The organism is Plantactinospora sp. WMMB334 (assembly GCF_049179095.1).
Lineage (GTDB): Bacteria > Actinomycetota > Actinomycetes > Mycobacteriales > Micromonosporaceae > Plantactinospora.
The window spans coordinates 7,901,469-7,916,473 of record NZ_JBMHME010000002.1; the positions used below are offsets into that span (position 1 = coordinate 7,901,469).

Annotated in this window: 15 protein-coding genes and 1 pseudogene; 11 read left to right on the plus strand and 5 right to left on the minus strand. The window is 71.1% G+C overall.

All coding sequences use genetic code 11. The features are described 5' to 3' along the window. Positions 1-99: 99 nt before the first annotated feature. Together ACN27G_RS34320 and ACN27G_RS34325 are read right to left on the minus strand one after the other, a co-directional pair. Positions 100-651 carry a flavoprotein gene (locus tag ACN27G_RS34320; protein ID WP_421496786.1) on the minus strand — a complete coding sequence of 184 codons (552 nt, stop codon included), beginning with the start codon at positions 649-651 and terminating at the stop codon, positions 100-102. Continuing rightward, the gene (locus ACN27G_RS34325; protein WP_421496787.1) at positions 648-1,901 is read right to left on the minus strand and encodes a helix-turn-helix transcriptional regulator; all 1,254 of its coding nucleotides are present in this window, start codon (positions 1,899-1,901) and stop codon (positions 648-650) included. Before ACN27G_RS34325 ends, ACN27G_RS34320 begins: the two co-directional genes overlap by 4 nt. 245 nt (positions 1,902-2,146) lie before the next feature. Here ACN27G_RS34325 and ACN27G_RS34330 point away from each other — a divergent pair, with 245 nt between their 5' ends. The 4 genes from ACN27G_RS34330 to ACN27G_RS34345 all read left to right on the plus strand — a co-directional run bounded on the left by ACN27G_RS34330 (position 2,147) and on the right by ACN27G_RS34345 (position 4,295). Next, positions 2,147-2,419, plus strand: a complete 273-nt coding sequence (locus tag ACN27G_RS34330; protein ID WP_421496788.1) for a hypothetical protein — start codon at positions 2,147-2,149, stop codon at positions 2,417-2,419. Continuing rightward, positions 2,416-2,763, plus strand: coding sequence for a DivIVA domain-containing protein (locus ACN27G_RS34335; protein WP_421496789.1), 348 nt, complete (start codon positions 2,416-2,418; stop codon positions 2,761-2,763). Before ACN27G_RS34330 ends, ACN27G_RS34335 begins: the two co-directional genes overlap by 4 nt. After that, positions 2,760-2,993 (plus strand): hypothetical protein, encoded by a 234-nt coding sequence (locus ACN27G_RS34340; RefSeq protein WP_421496790.1) that lies wholly within the window; start codon positions 2,760-2,762, stop codon positions 2,991-2,993. The genes ACN27G_RS34335 and ACN27G_RS34340 overlap by 4 nt, the downstream gene beginning before the upstream one ends. A gap of 159 nt (positions 2,994-3,152) precedes the next feature. Beyond that, the gene (locus tag ACN27G_RS34345; RefSeq protein ID WP_421496791.1) at positions 3,153-4,295 is read left to right on the plus strand and encodes a peptidoglycan recognition family protein; all 1,143 of its coding nucleotides are present in this window, start codon (positions 3,153-3,155) and stop codon (positions 4,293-4,295) included. Between the two features lie 21 nt (positions 4,296-4,316). On the opposite strand, the gene ACN27G_RS34350 is transcribed toward ACN27G_RS34345, so the two are convergent. Beyond that, positions 4,317-4,535 carry a hypothetical protein gene (locus tag ACN27G_RS34350; protein WP_421496792.1) on the minus strand — a complete coding sequence of 73 codons (219 nt, stop codon included), beginning with the start codon at positions 4,533-4,535 and terminating at the stop codon, positions 4,317-4,319. 98 nt (positions 4,536-4,633) lie between these two features. Here ACN27G_RS34350 and ACN27G_RS34355 point away from each other — a divergent pair, with 98 nt between their 5' ends. The 3 genes and pseudogenes from ACN27G_RS34355 to ACN27G_RS34365 all read left to right on the plus strand — a co-directional run. Further along, positions 4,634-6,502 carry a LamG-like jellyroll fold domain-containing protein gene (locus ACN27G_RS34355; protein WP_421496793.1) on the plus strand — a complete coding sequence of 623 codons (1,869 nt, stop codon included), beginning with the start codon at positions 4,634-4,636 and terminating at the stop codon, positions 6,500-6,502. A gap of 74 nt (positions 6,503-6,576) precedes the next feature. Next, complete coding sequence (locus ACN27G_RS34360) at positions 6,577-7,092, plus strand: GNAT family N-acetyltransferase (RefSeq protein ID WP_421496794.1); 516 nt, start codon at positions 6,577-6,579, stop codon at positions 7,090-7,092. A 37-nt stretch (positions 7,093-7,129) separates the two neighbouring features. Further along, positions 7,130-7,189: pseudogene (locus tag ACN27G_RS34365) on the plus strand (hypothetical protein); the annotation flags it as partial. Positions 7,190-7,435: 246 nt separating this feature from the next. On the opposite strand, the gene ACN27G_RS34370 reads toward ACN27G_RS34365, so the two are convergent. Then, the gene (locus ACN27G_RS34370) at positions 7,436-8,065 is read right to left on the minus strand and encodes a CGNR zinc finger domain-containing protein (protein WP_421496795.1); all 630 of its coding nucleotides are present in this window, start codon (positions 8,063-8,065) and stop codon (positions 7,436-7,438) included. A gap of 433 nt (positions 8,066-8,498) precedes the next feature. Between ACN27G_RS34370 and ACN27G_RS34375 the strand changes: the two genes are divergently transcribed. Beyond that, positions 8,499-9,419, plus strand: a complete 921-nt coding sequence (locus ACN27G_RS34375) for a proline dehydrogenase family protein (protein WP_421496796.1) — start codon at positions 8,499-8,501, stop codon at positions 9,417-9,419. 73 nt (positions 9,420-9,492) lie between these two features. After that, on the plus strand, positions 9,493-10,395 hold the full coding sequence (locus ACN27G_RS34380) for a DUF1963 domain-containing protein (RefSeq protein ID WP_421496797.1): 903 nt from the start codon (positions 9,493-9,495) through the stop codon (positions 10,393-10,395). Between the two features lie 184 nt (positions 10,396-10,579). On the opposite strand, the gene ACN27G_RS34385 is transcribed toward ACN27G_RS34380, so the two are convergent. Next, positions 10,580-12,514, minus strand: coding sequence for a hypothetical protein (locus tag ACN27G_RS34385; RefSeq protein ID WP_421496798.1), 1,935 nt, complete (start codon positions 12,512-12,514; stop codon positions 10,580-10,582). Between the two features lie 488 nt (positions 12,515-13,002). Between ACN27G_RS34385 and ACN27G_RS34390 the strand changes: the two genes are divergently transcribed. Both ACN27G_RS34390 and ACN27G_RS34395 read left to right on the plus strand, forming a co-directional pair. Then, positions 13,003-13,332 carry a hypothetical protein gene (locus tag ACN27G_RS34390; protein ID WP_421496799.1) on the plus strand — a complete coding sequence of 110 codons (330 nt, stop codon included), beginning with the start codon at positions 13,003-13,005 and terminating at the stop codon, positions 13,330-13,332. Beyond that, positions 13,329-14,933: a hypothetical protein gene (locus ACN27G_RS34395; RefSeq protein WP_421496800.1), complete on the plus strand. Its 1,605-nt coding sequence runs from the start codon at positions 13,329-13,331 to the stop codon at positions 14,931-14,933. The genes ACN27G_RS34390 and ACN27G_RS34395 overlap by 4 nt, the downstream gene beginning before the upstream one ends. Positions 14,934-15,005 lie beyond the last annotated feature (72 nt).

Sequence of the window (15,005 nt, forward strand, 5' to 3'; positions counted from 1 at the left end):
GCCTGCATCTCCGGGCGTGGCCGTACCTCCGCCTGGCCGGCCCCCCACTTCGACACCGTCCGCTCGCTCACCCGAGGTGATCCGCGAAGTCTCGGATGCTCATCCGTGACGCCTGGCGCTGTGCAGGGCCGCACGACGTAGGTCCGCTAGCTCACCGGCTAACCGAGGCCACTCGAACTGGTCGGATGGCGCTGCGGGCCGTATGAAGTCCGATGGCGTGAAGATAACTCCGGCGTCGCCGAGCAGCTGCAGGTGAGACCGGTAGGCCGGGTGGGTGACAAGCGCGTTCTTGGCGTACGGGGAGACGAGGATGGGCAGGCCGAGGCCGAGTACCTCGTTCAGGATGCCTAGGGCGAGGGTGTCGTTGATGCCGAGCGCCCACTTGTTGATGGTGTTGAAGGTGGCGGGGGCGACCAGCACCGCATCTGCCTTTGGCAACAGATCCGGCTGGCCAGGTTTGCGGCGATCAGAGCGAGCGGGGTTACCCGTCTGCTGCGTGAGGGCCCCCTGATCGATCCAGCTTGCGGCCGTTGGCGTTGCAACGGCCCAAACCGCCCAGCCGTCCGCCATAAGCAGCTCAATGAGTGCATTGATCTGGAGCACCGGAGGAGCAGCGCAGACCACGAGGTAGAGGACGGGTCGCTCTGTCATGCCAGCAAGCCTGCTCTTTCAGCCAGCGGCCGCAGGCCGGGAGTAGCCGACCGGCATTCCCTTGACATCAGGTCGAGCAGCAGCGCACGGGCCTGCACGTTGACGCGCACCGACTCGGGGGCGACTCGTTCCGCCTCCAGCAGGTGCAGTATCGCGAGCGAGCCGCCGTCAGAGGTCATGGCGGTGGCCGCTGCCAGGTCGAGATGCACTTGAGCCCGGCGGCCGACGAGTGCGGCTGGCAGGCGGGAGGTGTCGAGTTTCGTGCCGATCTCGATGGCCCGGCTGCCGTTGCCGGCCTTCACCGCCGCCGAAACGCTGTGGATCAGGACGTTTGTCGGGCCGAAGCCTGTCCACAGCCGGTTCTGGTCCGTCTTGAGCTCTGCGGCCAAGCGCTGGCCCTCGGCCAGTCGGTTGTTTGCTGTCGGAGTCTGCCCTTGGCGCGCGGCAATGATGGCGGCCAGGAGCAGCAGGGCGCCGTGCGCGGACAGCAGGTTGAGATCGGTGGTGCGCCTGTCCTTCGTCAACCGCTCGATGCTGCTCTGTGTCACTCGCTCTGCCTCATCCAATCGGCCGGGCAGCCGAAGCAGTGCACAGGCAGCTTGGTAGGCCGCAATGGACGCCAGCCCCAGGTCGTCGGCGACTCGTGCGGCCGTGGCTGCACGATCGGCGACCAACAGCGCCGTGGCGCCATCTCCTATTTTCACGGCGACTTTGGAAGCCGCCAGGTACGCGGCGGCCAGCAATCGAAACGCGCTGCTCCGCTGCGGCCACGGGCCCCTACTCGTCAGATCGGTGGAGTGTCGGAGCAGCTCAGGCAGGAGTCTGGCAACCGCGCTGTAGCTTGCCCGGTGGTAGAGGGTGTGAACGCGGGTGACGTCGCGCCGTACTTCAGTGAGGGTGCGGGCCGGCCGTTCCAACTGCGGCTCGGGCAGGTAGTCGGTGAGGTAGGCGCGTAAGCCGCTGAGCAGATCGACTCGGACGGCCGATGAGGAGGAATGACGCGAGTCGTCTCCCATGGTCTGTCCCCGTCGGATCGGTGTGATCACATCACTGAGCATGTCGTCGAGCTGGTCAAGCGTGACCTGTAGCACCTCGGCGATGCGCGTCCGATGCCAGGGCTGCGGATCGGTCTCGGCGCTCTCCCACCGTACGACCGTCGACCGCTCCACCCCAAGAAACTCGGCCAGCCGTTCCTGGCTGTATCCGAGCGCCTTGCGGCGCTGGCAGAGCCGGTGTCGTTTCAAGGCCACGGCACCCCCCTCCGTCTGCCCGCCACTGTAGTGACACACCGTCTATGGATCAGTTACCCGAATGCCTCAGTTTTGCGCCGATCTGGCGCCCAAAGCGCTGTAGTTCCTGCTCACGTTCGTGGAAAGGGTGGAGTCGTGGCCCGGGGCGGGTGCTGGGCTCCGGTCGGTCCGGCGCGCGCGGTCGTACCGGTCGACCCCGCCCGCTTCGGCGCCAACCCTGCGAACCGGTCAACCGAGGGAGGAACATGAGCCAGGCCGGTGAACCCTCCGACATCTCCGACGACGAGCTGCCGATGCCGCCGTACGTGACGGCCGAGGATGTCGGCTTCGCGGTACGGGCCATCACGGTCCATGCCCCCGAGCTGTGGCCCACCGGACTGCTCTGCCGCAACGAGCACGCTCCACACCCGTGCCGGCTGCACCGCTGGGGGCGACGCGTCCTCGCCCTACGCGGCCTCACCACCACCGAGATTGCCGCCCTGGTCGCCCACTACGAGGCGACGGCGGTACGGCGATGATCTACCGCTCCGGTGGACGGCTACGCCCATCGGTCATCCGTGTCGCCTCCGCCGTGATGCGCTGCCGCTTTCGCGGCCTCGATCCCGACGAGGTCTACGAATTCCTCCGCCTGGTCGCCGCCGAGGTCGAACGCCTCGAACGCGAGGCCACCACCGCCCAGGCCCAGGCCGAGCGCGCCCGCCAGGGGCTACGCCAATGGAAGGCCCGGCACGTCGGCTGCAGGTTCGCCGAGCCATCCGATCCCGGTCCCCCACCCCCACCGCATCGGCGACCCGTCACCGGCCATCGCCCTGTCGACGGCGCCGAGCAGGACCGGCAACACCGCAACGGCGGCCGTTGGTGAGCACCGCACGCTGGGTGATCCACCTGCCCATCACCCTCACCGGCCGGGACGACACCGTCACCCTGTTCACCGCCGAGGACCATGTTGCCCGTGTCGCACGGGCGGTGGCCACGACGGAGACGGTACTCGGCACCTACGCCGAGCGTGCCGCTGCGCCAGCCGTCCGGACCAACGATCCACGGCATGTTCGGGCCGGACTGAGGGCCGCGGTGCGAACCCGCCACTCCTGACTCGACGCTGGCGGCGGGCCACCCCAGAGGGGATGTGACGACCCGGCCGCGTGTGCACCTTCGCGTCACCGATCCGTGATAGAAGCAGTGGGTCGTAACAGCGTGAGTCTGGAGGAGAACGTGGTTTCTCGACGTGGCGTCCTGCGCGGTACCGCAGGCGTGACCCTGGGTATGTCGGCCGCCGCCCTGGCCGGCGCGCCGGCAGCGGCCGCACCGGTGGCACCCACGGCACCTGCGGCGCCGGCCGTACCGGCAGCCACCGCCGAGGTGCCCAAGCCGCTCGCCGCACGCCGTGGTCGGCTGGCCAGCCGGACCGTGGTGACCTCGCCGGTCATTCCGCTGACCCACCTGTCGGTGGCCTCCGCCGGTGCGGCGGCGGTCCGGCTGCGTACCGCCGCCGGCTGGGGATCGTGGCAGGAACTGCGCGGCTGCGCGGGTGGCCGCGACGGCAGGTCCGCCGGGCCCCGCTCAGGTGTCGTGCTGGCGACCGGTGCCACCGGCTACGAGGTGCGGGTCTCGGACGGATCGGACGCCTCCGTCACCGAGCTGAACATGGTGGACGGTCCGCGGCGGGCGGTGGCCGCTCCGGCCGGATACCTGCCCCTGCCGGATGGCCAGCGGTTGCCGAACTATCTGCCCCGGTCCCAGTGGGGCGCCGACGAATCACTGCGCTTCGGTGAGGACGGTACGGAGGTCTGGCCCGGTGAGTTCTTCCCGGTGCAGACGATCACGGTGCACCACACCGGCGTGTACGAGCACAACGACGATCCTGACCCGGCCGCCACGATCCGGGCCATCTACTACGACCAGTGTGTGCTGCAGGCATGGGGAGACATCGGCTACCACCTGCTGATCGACGAGGCGGGCCGGGTCTACGAGGGACGGTACTCGGGCTCGGACCCGGTGCCGGTCTTCGGGTCCACCCCCGCCACCGGCCGCCTCATGGTCAACGGGGCCCATGTCGGCGGCTACAACGCCGGCAACATCGGAGTCTGCCTCCTCGGTCGTTTCACGTCCCGCCAGCCCAGCCCGGCCGCCCAGCAGTCGCTGGTCAGAGTGCTGGCGGCGCTCAGCGTCCTGGCACGCCGGGATCCACAGGCCCGGACCACCTACGTCAACCCGGTCAGCGGGGCCTCCGGCGAGGTGAACGTCGTGCCGGGACACCGGGACTGGGCGAGCATCGGCGCAGGGCCGACCGAGTGCCCGGGTGACGCCTTCTACTCCTACCTGCCGGGCGTACGGAAGAAGGCGGCCCTGCTGCGGTCGCTCGGGCAGCCGGAGACGCGTCGCGGCAGAGCGTGAGTCGATTCCCCCACTAACCCGTCAACTTCCGCCGTCGCCGGTCACCGACGGCGAGGACCGCTGCGGCGCCTTACGCAACCACAACCACACCCCGGTCAGCGCACAGACCGCTCCCGCGACCGTGATCGCCGACTTGGCCAGGGTAGGAAGATCGTCCAGGAACGGGAAGGCGCGGGAGAGCGCCAACGCCACGAACGCGATCAGCAACAGGAGGACGGCGACTATCCGCTGTCGAGTCATGGGTGCCATTGGACCACAGCACCTGCGGCATCCCTGTCGCTCGGGCACTGCCGGGGCGGCAAGCTGGTCATACGGTGCGGATTCCGGGGAGGACGACCATGCGACAGAGCCCGAGCCGCCGGGAACTCCTCCAGGGTGCCGGGCTGGTCGGCTCCGGCGCCGCCGCCGGGGCGCTGCTGCCGGCCGCCGCACTGAGCTGGCAGCGCTACGGCGACACCACCGCGTTCGACCCCGACTCGCCCCGGTTCACCCTCGCGGTCATCCCGGACACGCAGTATCTCTTCACCGACGAGCGCGGTGATCCGGAGCCGCTGGCGGCGACGATGCGGTGGATCGTCGCGCACCGGGCCGAGCGGAACATCGCCCTCGTCGCCCACCTCGGCGACATCGTCGACAACGGGACCGCCGCCGAACTGGCCGGGGCGGGACGGGTCTTCGACATCCTCGACCGGCACCGGGTGCCGTACAGCGTGTTGGGCGGTAACCACGACGTGGACGCGTCCCGCACCGACGCGGAGCGCGGGCCGAGCGCCTATCTGGAGGTCTTCGGCCCACGCCGGCTGCGCCGGCAGTCGACGTACCGAGGATCCACAGCGGACGGCTACAACACGTACCACGTCTTCTCCGCCGCCGGGCGGGAGTGGCTGCTGCTGGCGCTGGACTGGCGGCCGTCGGACGGCACCCTCGACTGGGCGCGGTCGGTGCTGGCGGCGCACCCGGCCAGCCCGGCGATCCTGACCACCCACGATCTGGCCGACGCCGACCACACCGGCGCGACCTGGCTGTCGGAGCACGGCCGACGCCTCTGGGATCGGCTGATCGACCGGAGCGACCAGATCGTCCTGACTCTGAACGGGCACTACTGGCCGCCGGGCCGAATGGTGCTGCGCAACGCCGCTGGGCGGGACGTGCACGTGCACCTCACCAACTACCAGGACCGCTACTACGGCGGCGGCGGGATGCTCCGGCTCTACGGCTTCGATCTTGCCCGGAACACCGTCGACGTCGAGACCCTGTCACCGTGGATTCTCGGTCAGCGGCCGGAGCGGCGGAACCCGCTCGCCCGGCGGGAGGTCGAGCTGACCGACCCGGCCAACCGGTTCAGCCTGACCGTCGACTTCGCCGCGCGGTTCGCCGGCTTCGCCCCGGTGCCGGCCCGGCCGCCGCGCGGGCCGGCCGCCGTCGTCACCGACGGCACCGTCGCATACTGGCGCTTCGACCAGGGGTACGCCGACGGCGGCGCGCTGCCGGACCGGCACGTGATCGAGGACCGCTCCGGCCGGGGCAACCACCTGACCCGGATGAGCCTCCCGGGAGCCGGGCTGGCGTGGCCGCGCTGGTCGGCCGAGTACCACGCCGACCAGCCCGGCCACGCCAGCCTCTTCTTCGACGGCGGGCGGCGGCCGGGTGGCGGCTACCTGCGGACGGTCGACGGCGCACCGCTGAACGAGGCGACGTTCGCACACGGCTACACCGTCGAGGCGTTCGTGAAGCTGCCGGAGGACGTCCGGGGCAGCGGTGGCACCGAGCTGCCCATCCTGAACCGGCCCGGCACCGCCGGGGATGCGGCCCGGACGGGTGCCGGCGGGGACGCCGGGCGGACCGGCGCCGAGCGGACGGTGCCGGCCGCGGCCCTCGGGCTCACCGCCGGGTTGGCAGTGAGCTGGGCGGTCGTGCCGGCCGAGCTCGGCGGCATCGTGACGAACTGGGGTCACGAGATGCGGCCCGGCGAGTGGTTCCACGTCGCGGTGGTGAACGACGGCCGGCACAGCACGCTCTACGTCGACGGCGCCCGGCTGCTGCGCAACCCGTCCGTGCCGGCGTCCGGGCTGGCGGTCTCCGGCGAACCGTGGCTGGTCGGCGCCGAGCACCGTGGCCGGATCGTGCGGCACGGCTTCTACGGCTGGATCGGCGACATCCGCGTCGCCGACCGGCCGCTGCCGGTCGACCGGTTCCTCCGGGCCTGAGCGTGGGAAGACGCGGTGGGACAGTGGGAAGACGCACCGGGACAGCGGGGACGACGGCGGAAGGGCGGTGCGGCATGACCGGAGGACCGGGCCGGGTCCGGATCGAACCGTGGGGCGAGGATGATCTCGACCTGCTCCGCCGGATCAACGTCCCGGAGATGAAACGGCACCTGGGCGGTCCGGAGACCGAGGAACAGGTCGTCGTCCGGCACGAGCGCTACGTGCGGTTCGGCGGCACCGACCAGGGGTGCATGTACCGGGTGGTGGTCCTGCCGGAGGAGGAGCCGGTCGGCAGCGTCGGCTACTGGGAGCGGGTCTGGCACGGCGAGACGGTGTACGAGATGGGCTGGAGCGTCCTGCCGGCGTACCAGGGGAGAGGGCTGGCCACCGCCGCGTTGCTGGCCACGGTCGACGTGGCCCGCGCCCGGCGGACGCACCGGTACGCCCACGCCTACCCCTCGGTCGACAATGCCGCCTCCAACGCGGTCTGCCGCAAGGCCGGCTTCGCACTGCTCGGCGAGACCGAGTTCGAGTTTCCGAAGGGGCGGCCGATGCGCGCCAACGACTGGCGGCTCGACCTGACCGCGTAGCCACCCCGGCCGAGTCGGTCCCGGCCGCGTCCGGCTTCTGGTCCGGAACCCTCGGCACCCCGGCCCGGCCCGCTACCACCTCGACATCGAGACGGACGACGTCGACGCCGAGGTCGCCCGTCTGGTGGCGCTCGGCGCCACCGAGGTGTCGACGTGGCTGGAGTGCCACGTGCCGCGGGCGCCGAGTCGGCATCTGCTCCGCGTCATTCCGGTGGCGGCGACCCGGAGCTCTTCCGGAGCCGGGCGCGCACCTGGCCGGCCCCCGACCAGGGGATCGGGGGACCGGGCCAGGAAGGGTAACCGGGGCCGGCCGGCGAGGAGTCGGGAACGGCGGGTACGGTCGTCAGCCGACCGGAGCCGGTGCCTTCTCCTCGACCTCCACCGTCTCCTCGACCTCCACCGTCTCCGCCACCTCGACCGAGGTCTTCCCCTCGACCGACGCCTTGGCCTCCACCGCGGCCCGCTTGCGGGCCCGGTGTGCCGCCACGTGCGAGCGGGTGGCGCAGCGCTCGGAGCAGAACCGGCGGCAGCAGTTGGACGAGGTGTCCAGGTAGACGTTGCCGCACCGGTCGTCGGCACAGACACCGAACCGGGCACTGCCGTACTCGCACAGCCAGACCGAGAGGCCCCAGACCGCGCCGGCCAGGTATTCGGCGCTCACCGAGGCTCCCCGGCTGGTCACGTGCATGTGCCAGTCCTTGGCGTCGTGCCCGGAGATGCGTGGTTGGACGGGATAGTTCTCCAAAAGCGAATTCAGCTCGGTCACGGCGTCGACGTCCCGTCCCGAGGAACCGAATTCGAAGACGTCCCGCAGCCGTTTCTGCGCCCTGCGGAAGGCGGGGACGTCCCGTTCGGTCACCTCGTCGCGCATCCAGCCGTGCTCGCCATTGAAAACGGCCCGCAGGTCATCGAAGTCGTCGAGTGGCGCGTTGACGAGATCGACAGCGGTCCGGGCGTACGCGTCGAAGTTCACCCGACAACCGTAGACGACTCACGGCTCCCGTGGCGCGTGCATGTAGCGAGGAAGGAACCGCGCGTAGCCGTCGGTGGTCGCGCCGGCTCTCCCACAGCCCGGTCACGGCCGCCGCACCGTCCACCATCCAACTCACCGGCACCAGGCGATTATCCGAAAACGACGGTAGCGCGGACGGAATTGCCGGCGGCGCCGCCCGGCATGCCGTAGATCCTCGATTTCGACGCGTCCGGCTGCGGCGACGATCCGGACATAAGTCACCTCTCGCCCTAAGAGCGGCGTCACCACGTATTCGAACATTCCGCAGGGCGAATCGGAGTAGGCCGGCGGCGTACGCCCTCGTCGCGGAGACGACGTGAGACGCCCGTCCGTTGCCGGGCCGTCGGGGCGCGGTCGCCGCGTACGGGAAACCGGCTGGCGTTACGCTCGGCTCATGCTCCGATCGGTCATCCTCGCCGCCTCCCGGTCATCCCGGATCGAGCGGCTCGTCGAGACGGCCCCGCTCACCCGGGACGTCGTACGCCGGTTCGTCGCCGGCACCACCGTCGACGACGCGCTGCGCGCCACCCGCCAGCTCGTCGGCGACGGTCTCGCGGTCTCCATCGACCACCTCGGCGAGGACACCGTCAACGGGGACCAGGCCGTCGCCGTCCGGGACGAGTACGTCGCCCTGCTCGGCGCGCTCGCCGAGGCGGGGCTCGCCCCGGCGACCGAGGTCAGCGTCAAGCTCTCCGCACTGGGCCAGAAGTTCGACGAGCGGCTGGCCCGGGAGAACGCCGTCGCGATCTGCGCCGCCGCCTCGGCGGCCGGCACCACGGTCACCCTCGACATGGAGGACCACACCACCACCGACTCGACCCTGGACATCCTGGCCGAACTGCGCAAGGACCATCCGGGTACGGGGGCGGTGCTCCAGGCGTACCTGCGGCGCACCGAGTCCGACTGCCGGGAGCTGGCCACCGTCGGGTCGCGGGTGCGGCTCTGCAAGGGCGCGTACGCCGAACCGGAGTCGGTGGCCTTCCAGGCCGCCCGCGAGGTGGACAGGTCCTACGTCCGGTGCCTCAACATCCTGCTCGCCGGTCAGGGATACCCGATGATCGCCACCCACGACCCCCGACTGATCGCGATCGCCGAGGACCGGTCCCGGTGGTTCGACCGTACGCCGGACGAGTTCGAGTTCCAGCTCCTCTACGGCGTACGCCCCGACGAGCAGGCCCGGCTCGCCGAGGCCGGCCACACCGTACGCGTCTACCTGCCCTACGGCACCGACTGGTACGGCTACCTGATGCGCCGCCTCGCCGAGCGCCCGGCCAACCTGGCGTTCTTCGCCCGCGCCGTGGCGACGCGCAAGTAGTTGGGCCCCGCGGCCCGGCGGGGATCGGGGCTTCGGCTGGGATCGGGGCGCTTCGGCTGGCATTCTCGGCGCCATGGAGTTCTCCCGCGCGGTGGCGGCGTTGCGGACCGCCGTCGCCGACTCGTCCCGGGCGCAGGCCCCTCCCGAGCTGGTCGAACAGGTTTTCGGCCTGGTCCGCCCGTCGATCGGACTCGCCATACCGGCCCGCTCGCGCAACGGCGCGATCCCCGGCCCGGCCGCCGACGCGACCCGTGGCCCGGTGCCGGGCGCGGTCACCGGGGCCACCCGTGGCCCGGTCGCCGGCTCGATCGCCAGCCCCGTGGCCAGCCCCGTGGCCAGCCCGGTCGCCGGCTCGATCGCCAGCCCTGTCGCCGGCTGGTACGGCGGACGTCCAGGGCTGCCGGACGGTGTGCCGTGGCCGCACCACCACGGTCGCCCGATGACGCTGCTGGCCCAGCTCGACTGTGCCGCGCTGGCGCCGCTGCTCGGTCCGGAGTGGACGCTGCCCCGGAACGGGACGCTGCTCTTCTTCGCAGACGAGTGGCACCACGCCGACTTCGGGGCGGATCCGGGTGACGACGGCTGCGCCGTGCTGCACGTACCTGGCGGGCTGCCGGGCCGGGCCGCCCCGCCTGCGGCCGTGACGATCCCGGCGCTGCCGCTGGTCGCCGCCCCGGTCCTGGCCGCGCCGTACTACGAGGAGCCGGAGCTCGCGGCGGCCTTCTGGACCGACCCGATCAGGGTGATGGGTCTGGCCACCGAGATCCGCGACCGGCTGCCGACGGTACGGCACCGGCTGCTCGGCTGGCCGGACACTCCGGTGGCGGAGCTGCCCAACCACCGGCCGCTGCTGTCGCTGCAGGCCGAGGAGGGGACCGCCTGGGGCGAGCTGGTCGGGATCTCCTTCTGGATCGGCGACCGGGACCTGGCGGCGGGCGAAGTCTCCCGGGTACGCCGGGTTCTCGACATCGCCTGATCCGCTGCCCGGGGGTTCGACCGGTCGATCCCCGAGGAGGCAGGCAGACACGTCCGGCCCGCCGGGGGTCCGATCTGCTGATCGTCGCCCCCGACGGGCCGGATGCGTCCGCTCCGTCACCGACCGCGGTCTCTGGTTACGGCTACCCGCCGTCGGTCACCGGCATCGCCTCAAATGTCGAGGCTCAGCCGAAGCAGTTGTCCACCGTCGCCTTGCCTGCGCAGTTGTCAGGCCGGTTCCGGCTGATCACGGTGTCGCTGTCCACCGTGACCTCGGCGTACTCGGCGAAGAGCCCGCCGCCCTTCCTGGTGGCGTCGTTCTCCACGATCTTGCTCTTCCTCAGGTCGAGCGAGCCGCCCTCGACCGCGATGCCGCCACCGACCGAGCGTCCCCCGACGGCGCTGTTCTGGCTGACCTCGGTGGTCCGCACGATCACCTCGGACTTCTCGGCGAAGACGCCACCGCCGTCGCCCCGAGTGGTGTTCTTGGTGATCTTGCTTTCGTCCACCGTGAGCAGGCCCATGACGGTGGCGATGCCGCCGCCGTCCCGGGTGCCGAGGTTCTTGCTGACGTGCAGCCCCCGGACTGTGAGGGTGGCGTCCTTGTTGAAGAGTCCGCCGCCGATCTTGGCCGTGTTGCCGTTGACCTCGCCGTCCGAGACCTTCGTCCGGGCCGAGACGCTGGCGATGCCGCCACCCTCGGCCGCGTTGTTGTGCTCGAAGGCGCTCTTGGTGATGTCGGCCGCACCCTGGTAGTTGGCGAGCCCGCCACCGGCACCGCTGGCGCTGTTGCTCAGGAACTCGGTCTTCTCGACGGTGAGGACACCACCGTTGAGCAGGCCGCCACCCTTGCCGGCGGCGCTGTTGTCCTCGAACCTGCTCTCGCTGACCGCCAGGTGGCCGTCGTTGAAGATCGCCCCGCCGCCGCCGCTCTTCGCGAGGGCGGTGCTGTCCGAGATCGTGACGCGCTTGACGGTGGCGGTGGCGCCGTGGTCGATCGAGATCGCGCCGCCGGTGCCCGCCCGGCCGTTCTCCAGGAAGAGCTCGGTCAACTCCAGCTCGCCACCGTCCCGGACGGTGAAGAAGCGGAAGTCGCCGGCGTAGGTGTTCCGGGTGATGGTCGCACCCTGACCCATGATCTTGATCGGTGCCTTGATCACGGGCAGGCCGGAGTCGTCGCTCGCGCTGTCAACGGCCTTCTTGCCCTTGCCGTCGTGCTTCTGGCCGCTGTGGCCGGAGGCGGTGAGGGTGTAGGTGCACTTCGGCGCGAGCTTCAGGCTGGCGCCACCCTCGGCGTTGGCGTGCACCAGCGCGGCGATGAGCTCGTCGGGGTCGCACGGTACGGACGTGACCTCCTCGTCCGCCGGCTTCTCCGAACCGCAGCCCTCCCGGCCGTTCTGGCTACCGCCCTGCGACCCGCCGTGCCAGCGGGAGCTGTCGGAGCCGGGCTTCTCCTCCCCGGACGAGCCGTTCTGGCTACCGCCCTGGGATCCGCCGTGCCAGCCGGACGACCCGTTGGACTCCTTGGCGTCCGTGGACTCCTCGGCGCCGTTGGACTCCTTGGCGCCGTTGGACTCCTTGGACTCCTTGGCGTCCTTCGAGCCCTCCGGCTTGGCCTTGGGGTCCTTGGTCGCCGTCGGTCCGGCCTTCGGGTCCTTGGTCGCGGGTCCGGCCTTGGGGTCCTTGGTCGCCGTCGGTCCGGCCTTCGGGTCCTTGGTCGCGGGTCCGGCCTTCGGGTCCTTGGTCGCCGTCGGTCCGGCCTTCGGGTCCTTGGTCGCGGGTCCGGCCTTCGGGTCCTTGGTCGCGGTCGGTCCCGCCTTCGGGTCCTTCGACTCCTCGGGCTTCGGCTTCTCCTTCGACTCCTCGGGCTTCGGCTTCGCCGTCCACTCTTCGGGCTTCGGCTTCGCAGCCGATTCCTCGCCCTCCTCGGCCTGGCCCTGCCAGCCGCCGCCAGGCTCGCAGGACTCCTGCCAGCTGCCGCCGCCCCAGGGGTTTCCGCCGTTCGAACCCTCGGCGGCTGCATCGCCGTTCGGCTTGGAGTCGTCGTGCTTGCCTGGGTCCTTACCGTTGCCATCCTTGCCGTTGTCGGCGGCGACGACGGACAACTGCCTCAGGTCCACGTCTGCCAGGCCCTTGTCTCCGGCCGTCGTGGCCACCCCGGTGAGACCGGCCGCGCCGGCTACCAGGCTGCCAGCGACGAGACCGCCGGCTAAGAACCAGCGGGACCGCCGCCTTTTCGGCCGCGTTGTCGGCTGAGCGCGATCCACGTGGTTCCCTTGGAATTCGGACATCAAGCTCCCTGCCTTTCGAATACAAGACACGGCCGCACCAACTGGGGCGCGGAGGGCCACAATTACGGTGTAGCCACATAACATCACCGTACGGCTACCTTCCGTGCATCGCGGGCGCATATGAAGAAAACCCACGAAGAAGTGGAATTAGGGCGTGAGCACGCTCGAAAAGTACTAAGCAGAGCGAGGCTGCCCAGATGGAGGCATTCGGTTCGGGCAGAGAAAAGCAGATGGCCGGTTTCATGCAGTTACCGGTTAGCGCGTCGGAGCGAAGCCTAAAAGGGCCAAGAAAGGTATAATTCGTACATCGGGCGCAGGTGGCACACTGGGGCGGAGCAGGCCCGAAAGCGGCGTTCGCCGGGCTCGCCATCGCCATCGCCATCGCCATCGCCATCGCCATCGCCATCGCCATCGCCATCGCCATCGCCATCGCCATCGCCATCGCCATCGCCATCGCCATCGCCATCGCCATCGCCGGGCGCCGGCGCCGCGGCCGTGCTGCTCCGCTGGGGACTGCGGCGCGCCGCTGGCCCTGCTTCCGCCCGAGACCGGGGCCGCACAGATCCCGCTCGGTGGGGTGGGCTGGGCGGTCTCGTCGGCGAGCAGGTTCGCGCGACTGGACGATTGGTCGTACTCTCCGGCCGTGACCGACGGGGAGTACCACTACCGCCGACCGGCCGACCACCAGCCGCCGCCCGGCTACCCGCCGCCCGGCTACCCGCCGCCCGGCTACCCGCCGCCCGACGCCGCGCCCATCGATGTTGCGCCGGTCGACGCCCTGCCAGTGGAGGCGGTGCCGCCTGCCTGGCAGTCGCGACCCGCCGATCACCCGCCGCCGAGCGGCGCCTACCCGGCCGGCTATCCGGGGACGGGCGGCTACCCACCCCGGGGGCCGCTGCCACCACGACCCGGGCTGGTGTTCCCACCCGGAGCGATGGCACCGGCACCACCCGGGCTGGTGCCGCCACGCCGGCGGCGCCGGTGGCCGCTGTGGGTGGGGTTCGGCACCGTCGTGGCCCTCCTGCTCTGCGCGGCGCCGGTGGCGATCGGAGCGGTCCTGCTCGACCGGGTGCCCGGCCCGGCGGGCGCACCCGGCGGCGTCGGTGCGGCGGCCAGTCCGCAGGCCGGCGACGCGCCCTCGGTGACCCGTGACTGGCTCACCGAGCAGATCGCCAGCCTGCTGGACGCCCAGGCAGCGGCCCTGCTCGGCGGCGACGAGAACGGCTACCTCGCGGTCGCCGAGCCGGGCTCGCCGGTCGCCCGGCAGCTCCGGCGGGACTTCCGGACGCTCCGGTCGATGCAGGTCAGCAGGTGGCAGCCGGCGCTGCGCGGCAAGGTGAGTCAGCTCGACACCGGCGAGTGGCGGGCCAACCTCACCGTCGCGCACTGCTTCGTGTCGCCCGACTGCGAGCCGAACGAGATCACCATGGTCACCCGGTGGAAGGATTCCGCCGGGCAGCCACGACTGTCCACCCTCGACGCCGACAATGTCGGCGGGCCCGGCCGGCCGAGGCCGTGGGAGAGCGACGAACTCGTCGCCTCGATCGGCGAGCGGACCCTGGTCGCCGCGCCCCGGGCATTCCGGGACCGGCTGCCCGACCTGCTCCGGGAGGGCGAACGGGCCGCCCGGGTCGCCGACCGGTACGCCGTGGACGGCTCTCCGCCCGAGCGCTACCTGATCTTCTACGCCGGCCCGAACGAGTGGAGCCGCTGGTACGGCGGCAACCGGCCGGAGTGGACCGCCGGTTACGCCGTCTCGGTCGGGGGCGACCAGTACGACCTGGTGCTCAACTCCAAGGCGGTGGTGCCAGGGCAGTATGCCGACCTGATGCGGCACGAGCTGACCCATGCCTCCTCGCTGGCCGGTGCCGGCCGGATCGACGACGACGCCTGGTGGCTGGTGGAGGGCCTGGCGGAGCAGGCTGCCGCAGGTGGCCGGGCGCCGAGCCGGTACGACAGCCTGGAGGACGTCGACCGGCTGATCGACTCCGGCTGGAGCGGCGAGCTCGCCGACGTCGCGCCCGGCGACCGCTCCGAGGACTGGTACGTCGCCGGCAGCTACGGCATCGGCTACCTCGCGGTCCGGCACCTCGTCGACCGCTTCGGCGAGCAGGACGTGCTGACCTTCTTCAAGCTGGTGGTGCACGACGGGCTCTCGGAGGAGGACGCCTCCCGGGAGGCGTTCGGTGCCGAGTGGTCGACGCTGCACGACGAGTGCGTGACGTACGTCAAGCGGACCGCCTCCTGACCCGTCCCGGTCAACGGCACTCGATCCCTCGACGGGATCCGGTGCAGCTCAGTGCGGCTCGCCAACCCCGCG

Coding starts and splice junctions, on each gene's coding strand:
- ACN27G_RS34320 (WP_421496786.1), bottom strand. CDS start 651: ATGACAGAGCGACCCGTCCTCTACCTCGTGGTCTGCGCTGCTCCTCCG.
- ACN27G_RS34330 (WP_421496788.1), top strand. CDS start 2,147: ATGAGCCAGGCCGGTGAACCCTCCGACATCTCCGACGACGAGCTGCCG.
- ACN27G_RS34335 (WP_421496789.1), top strand. CDS start 2,416: ATGATCTACCGCTCCGGTGGACGGCTACGCCCATCGGTCATCCGTGTC.
- ACN27G_RS34350 (WP_421496792.1), bottom strand. CDS start 4,535: ATGACTCGACAGCGGATAGTCGCCGTCCTCCTGTTGCTGATCGCGTTC.
- ACN27G_RS34355 (WP_421496793.1), top strand. CDS start 4,634: ATGCGACAGAGCCCGAGCCGCCGGGAACTCCTCCAGGGTGCCGGGCTG.
- ACN27G_RS34360 (WP_421496794.1), top strand. CDS start 6,577: ATGACCGGAGGACCGGGCCGGGTCCGGATCGAACCGTGGGGCGAGGAT.
- ACN27G_RS34375 (WP_421496796.1), top strand. CDS start 8,499: ATGCTCCGATCGGTCATCCTCGCCGCCTCCCGGTCATCCCGGATCGAG.
- ACN27G_RS34380 (WP_421496797.1), top strand. CDS start 9,493: ATGGAGTTCTCCCGCGCGGTGGCGGCGTTGCGGACCGCCGTCGCCGAC.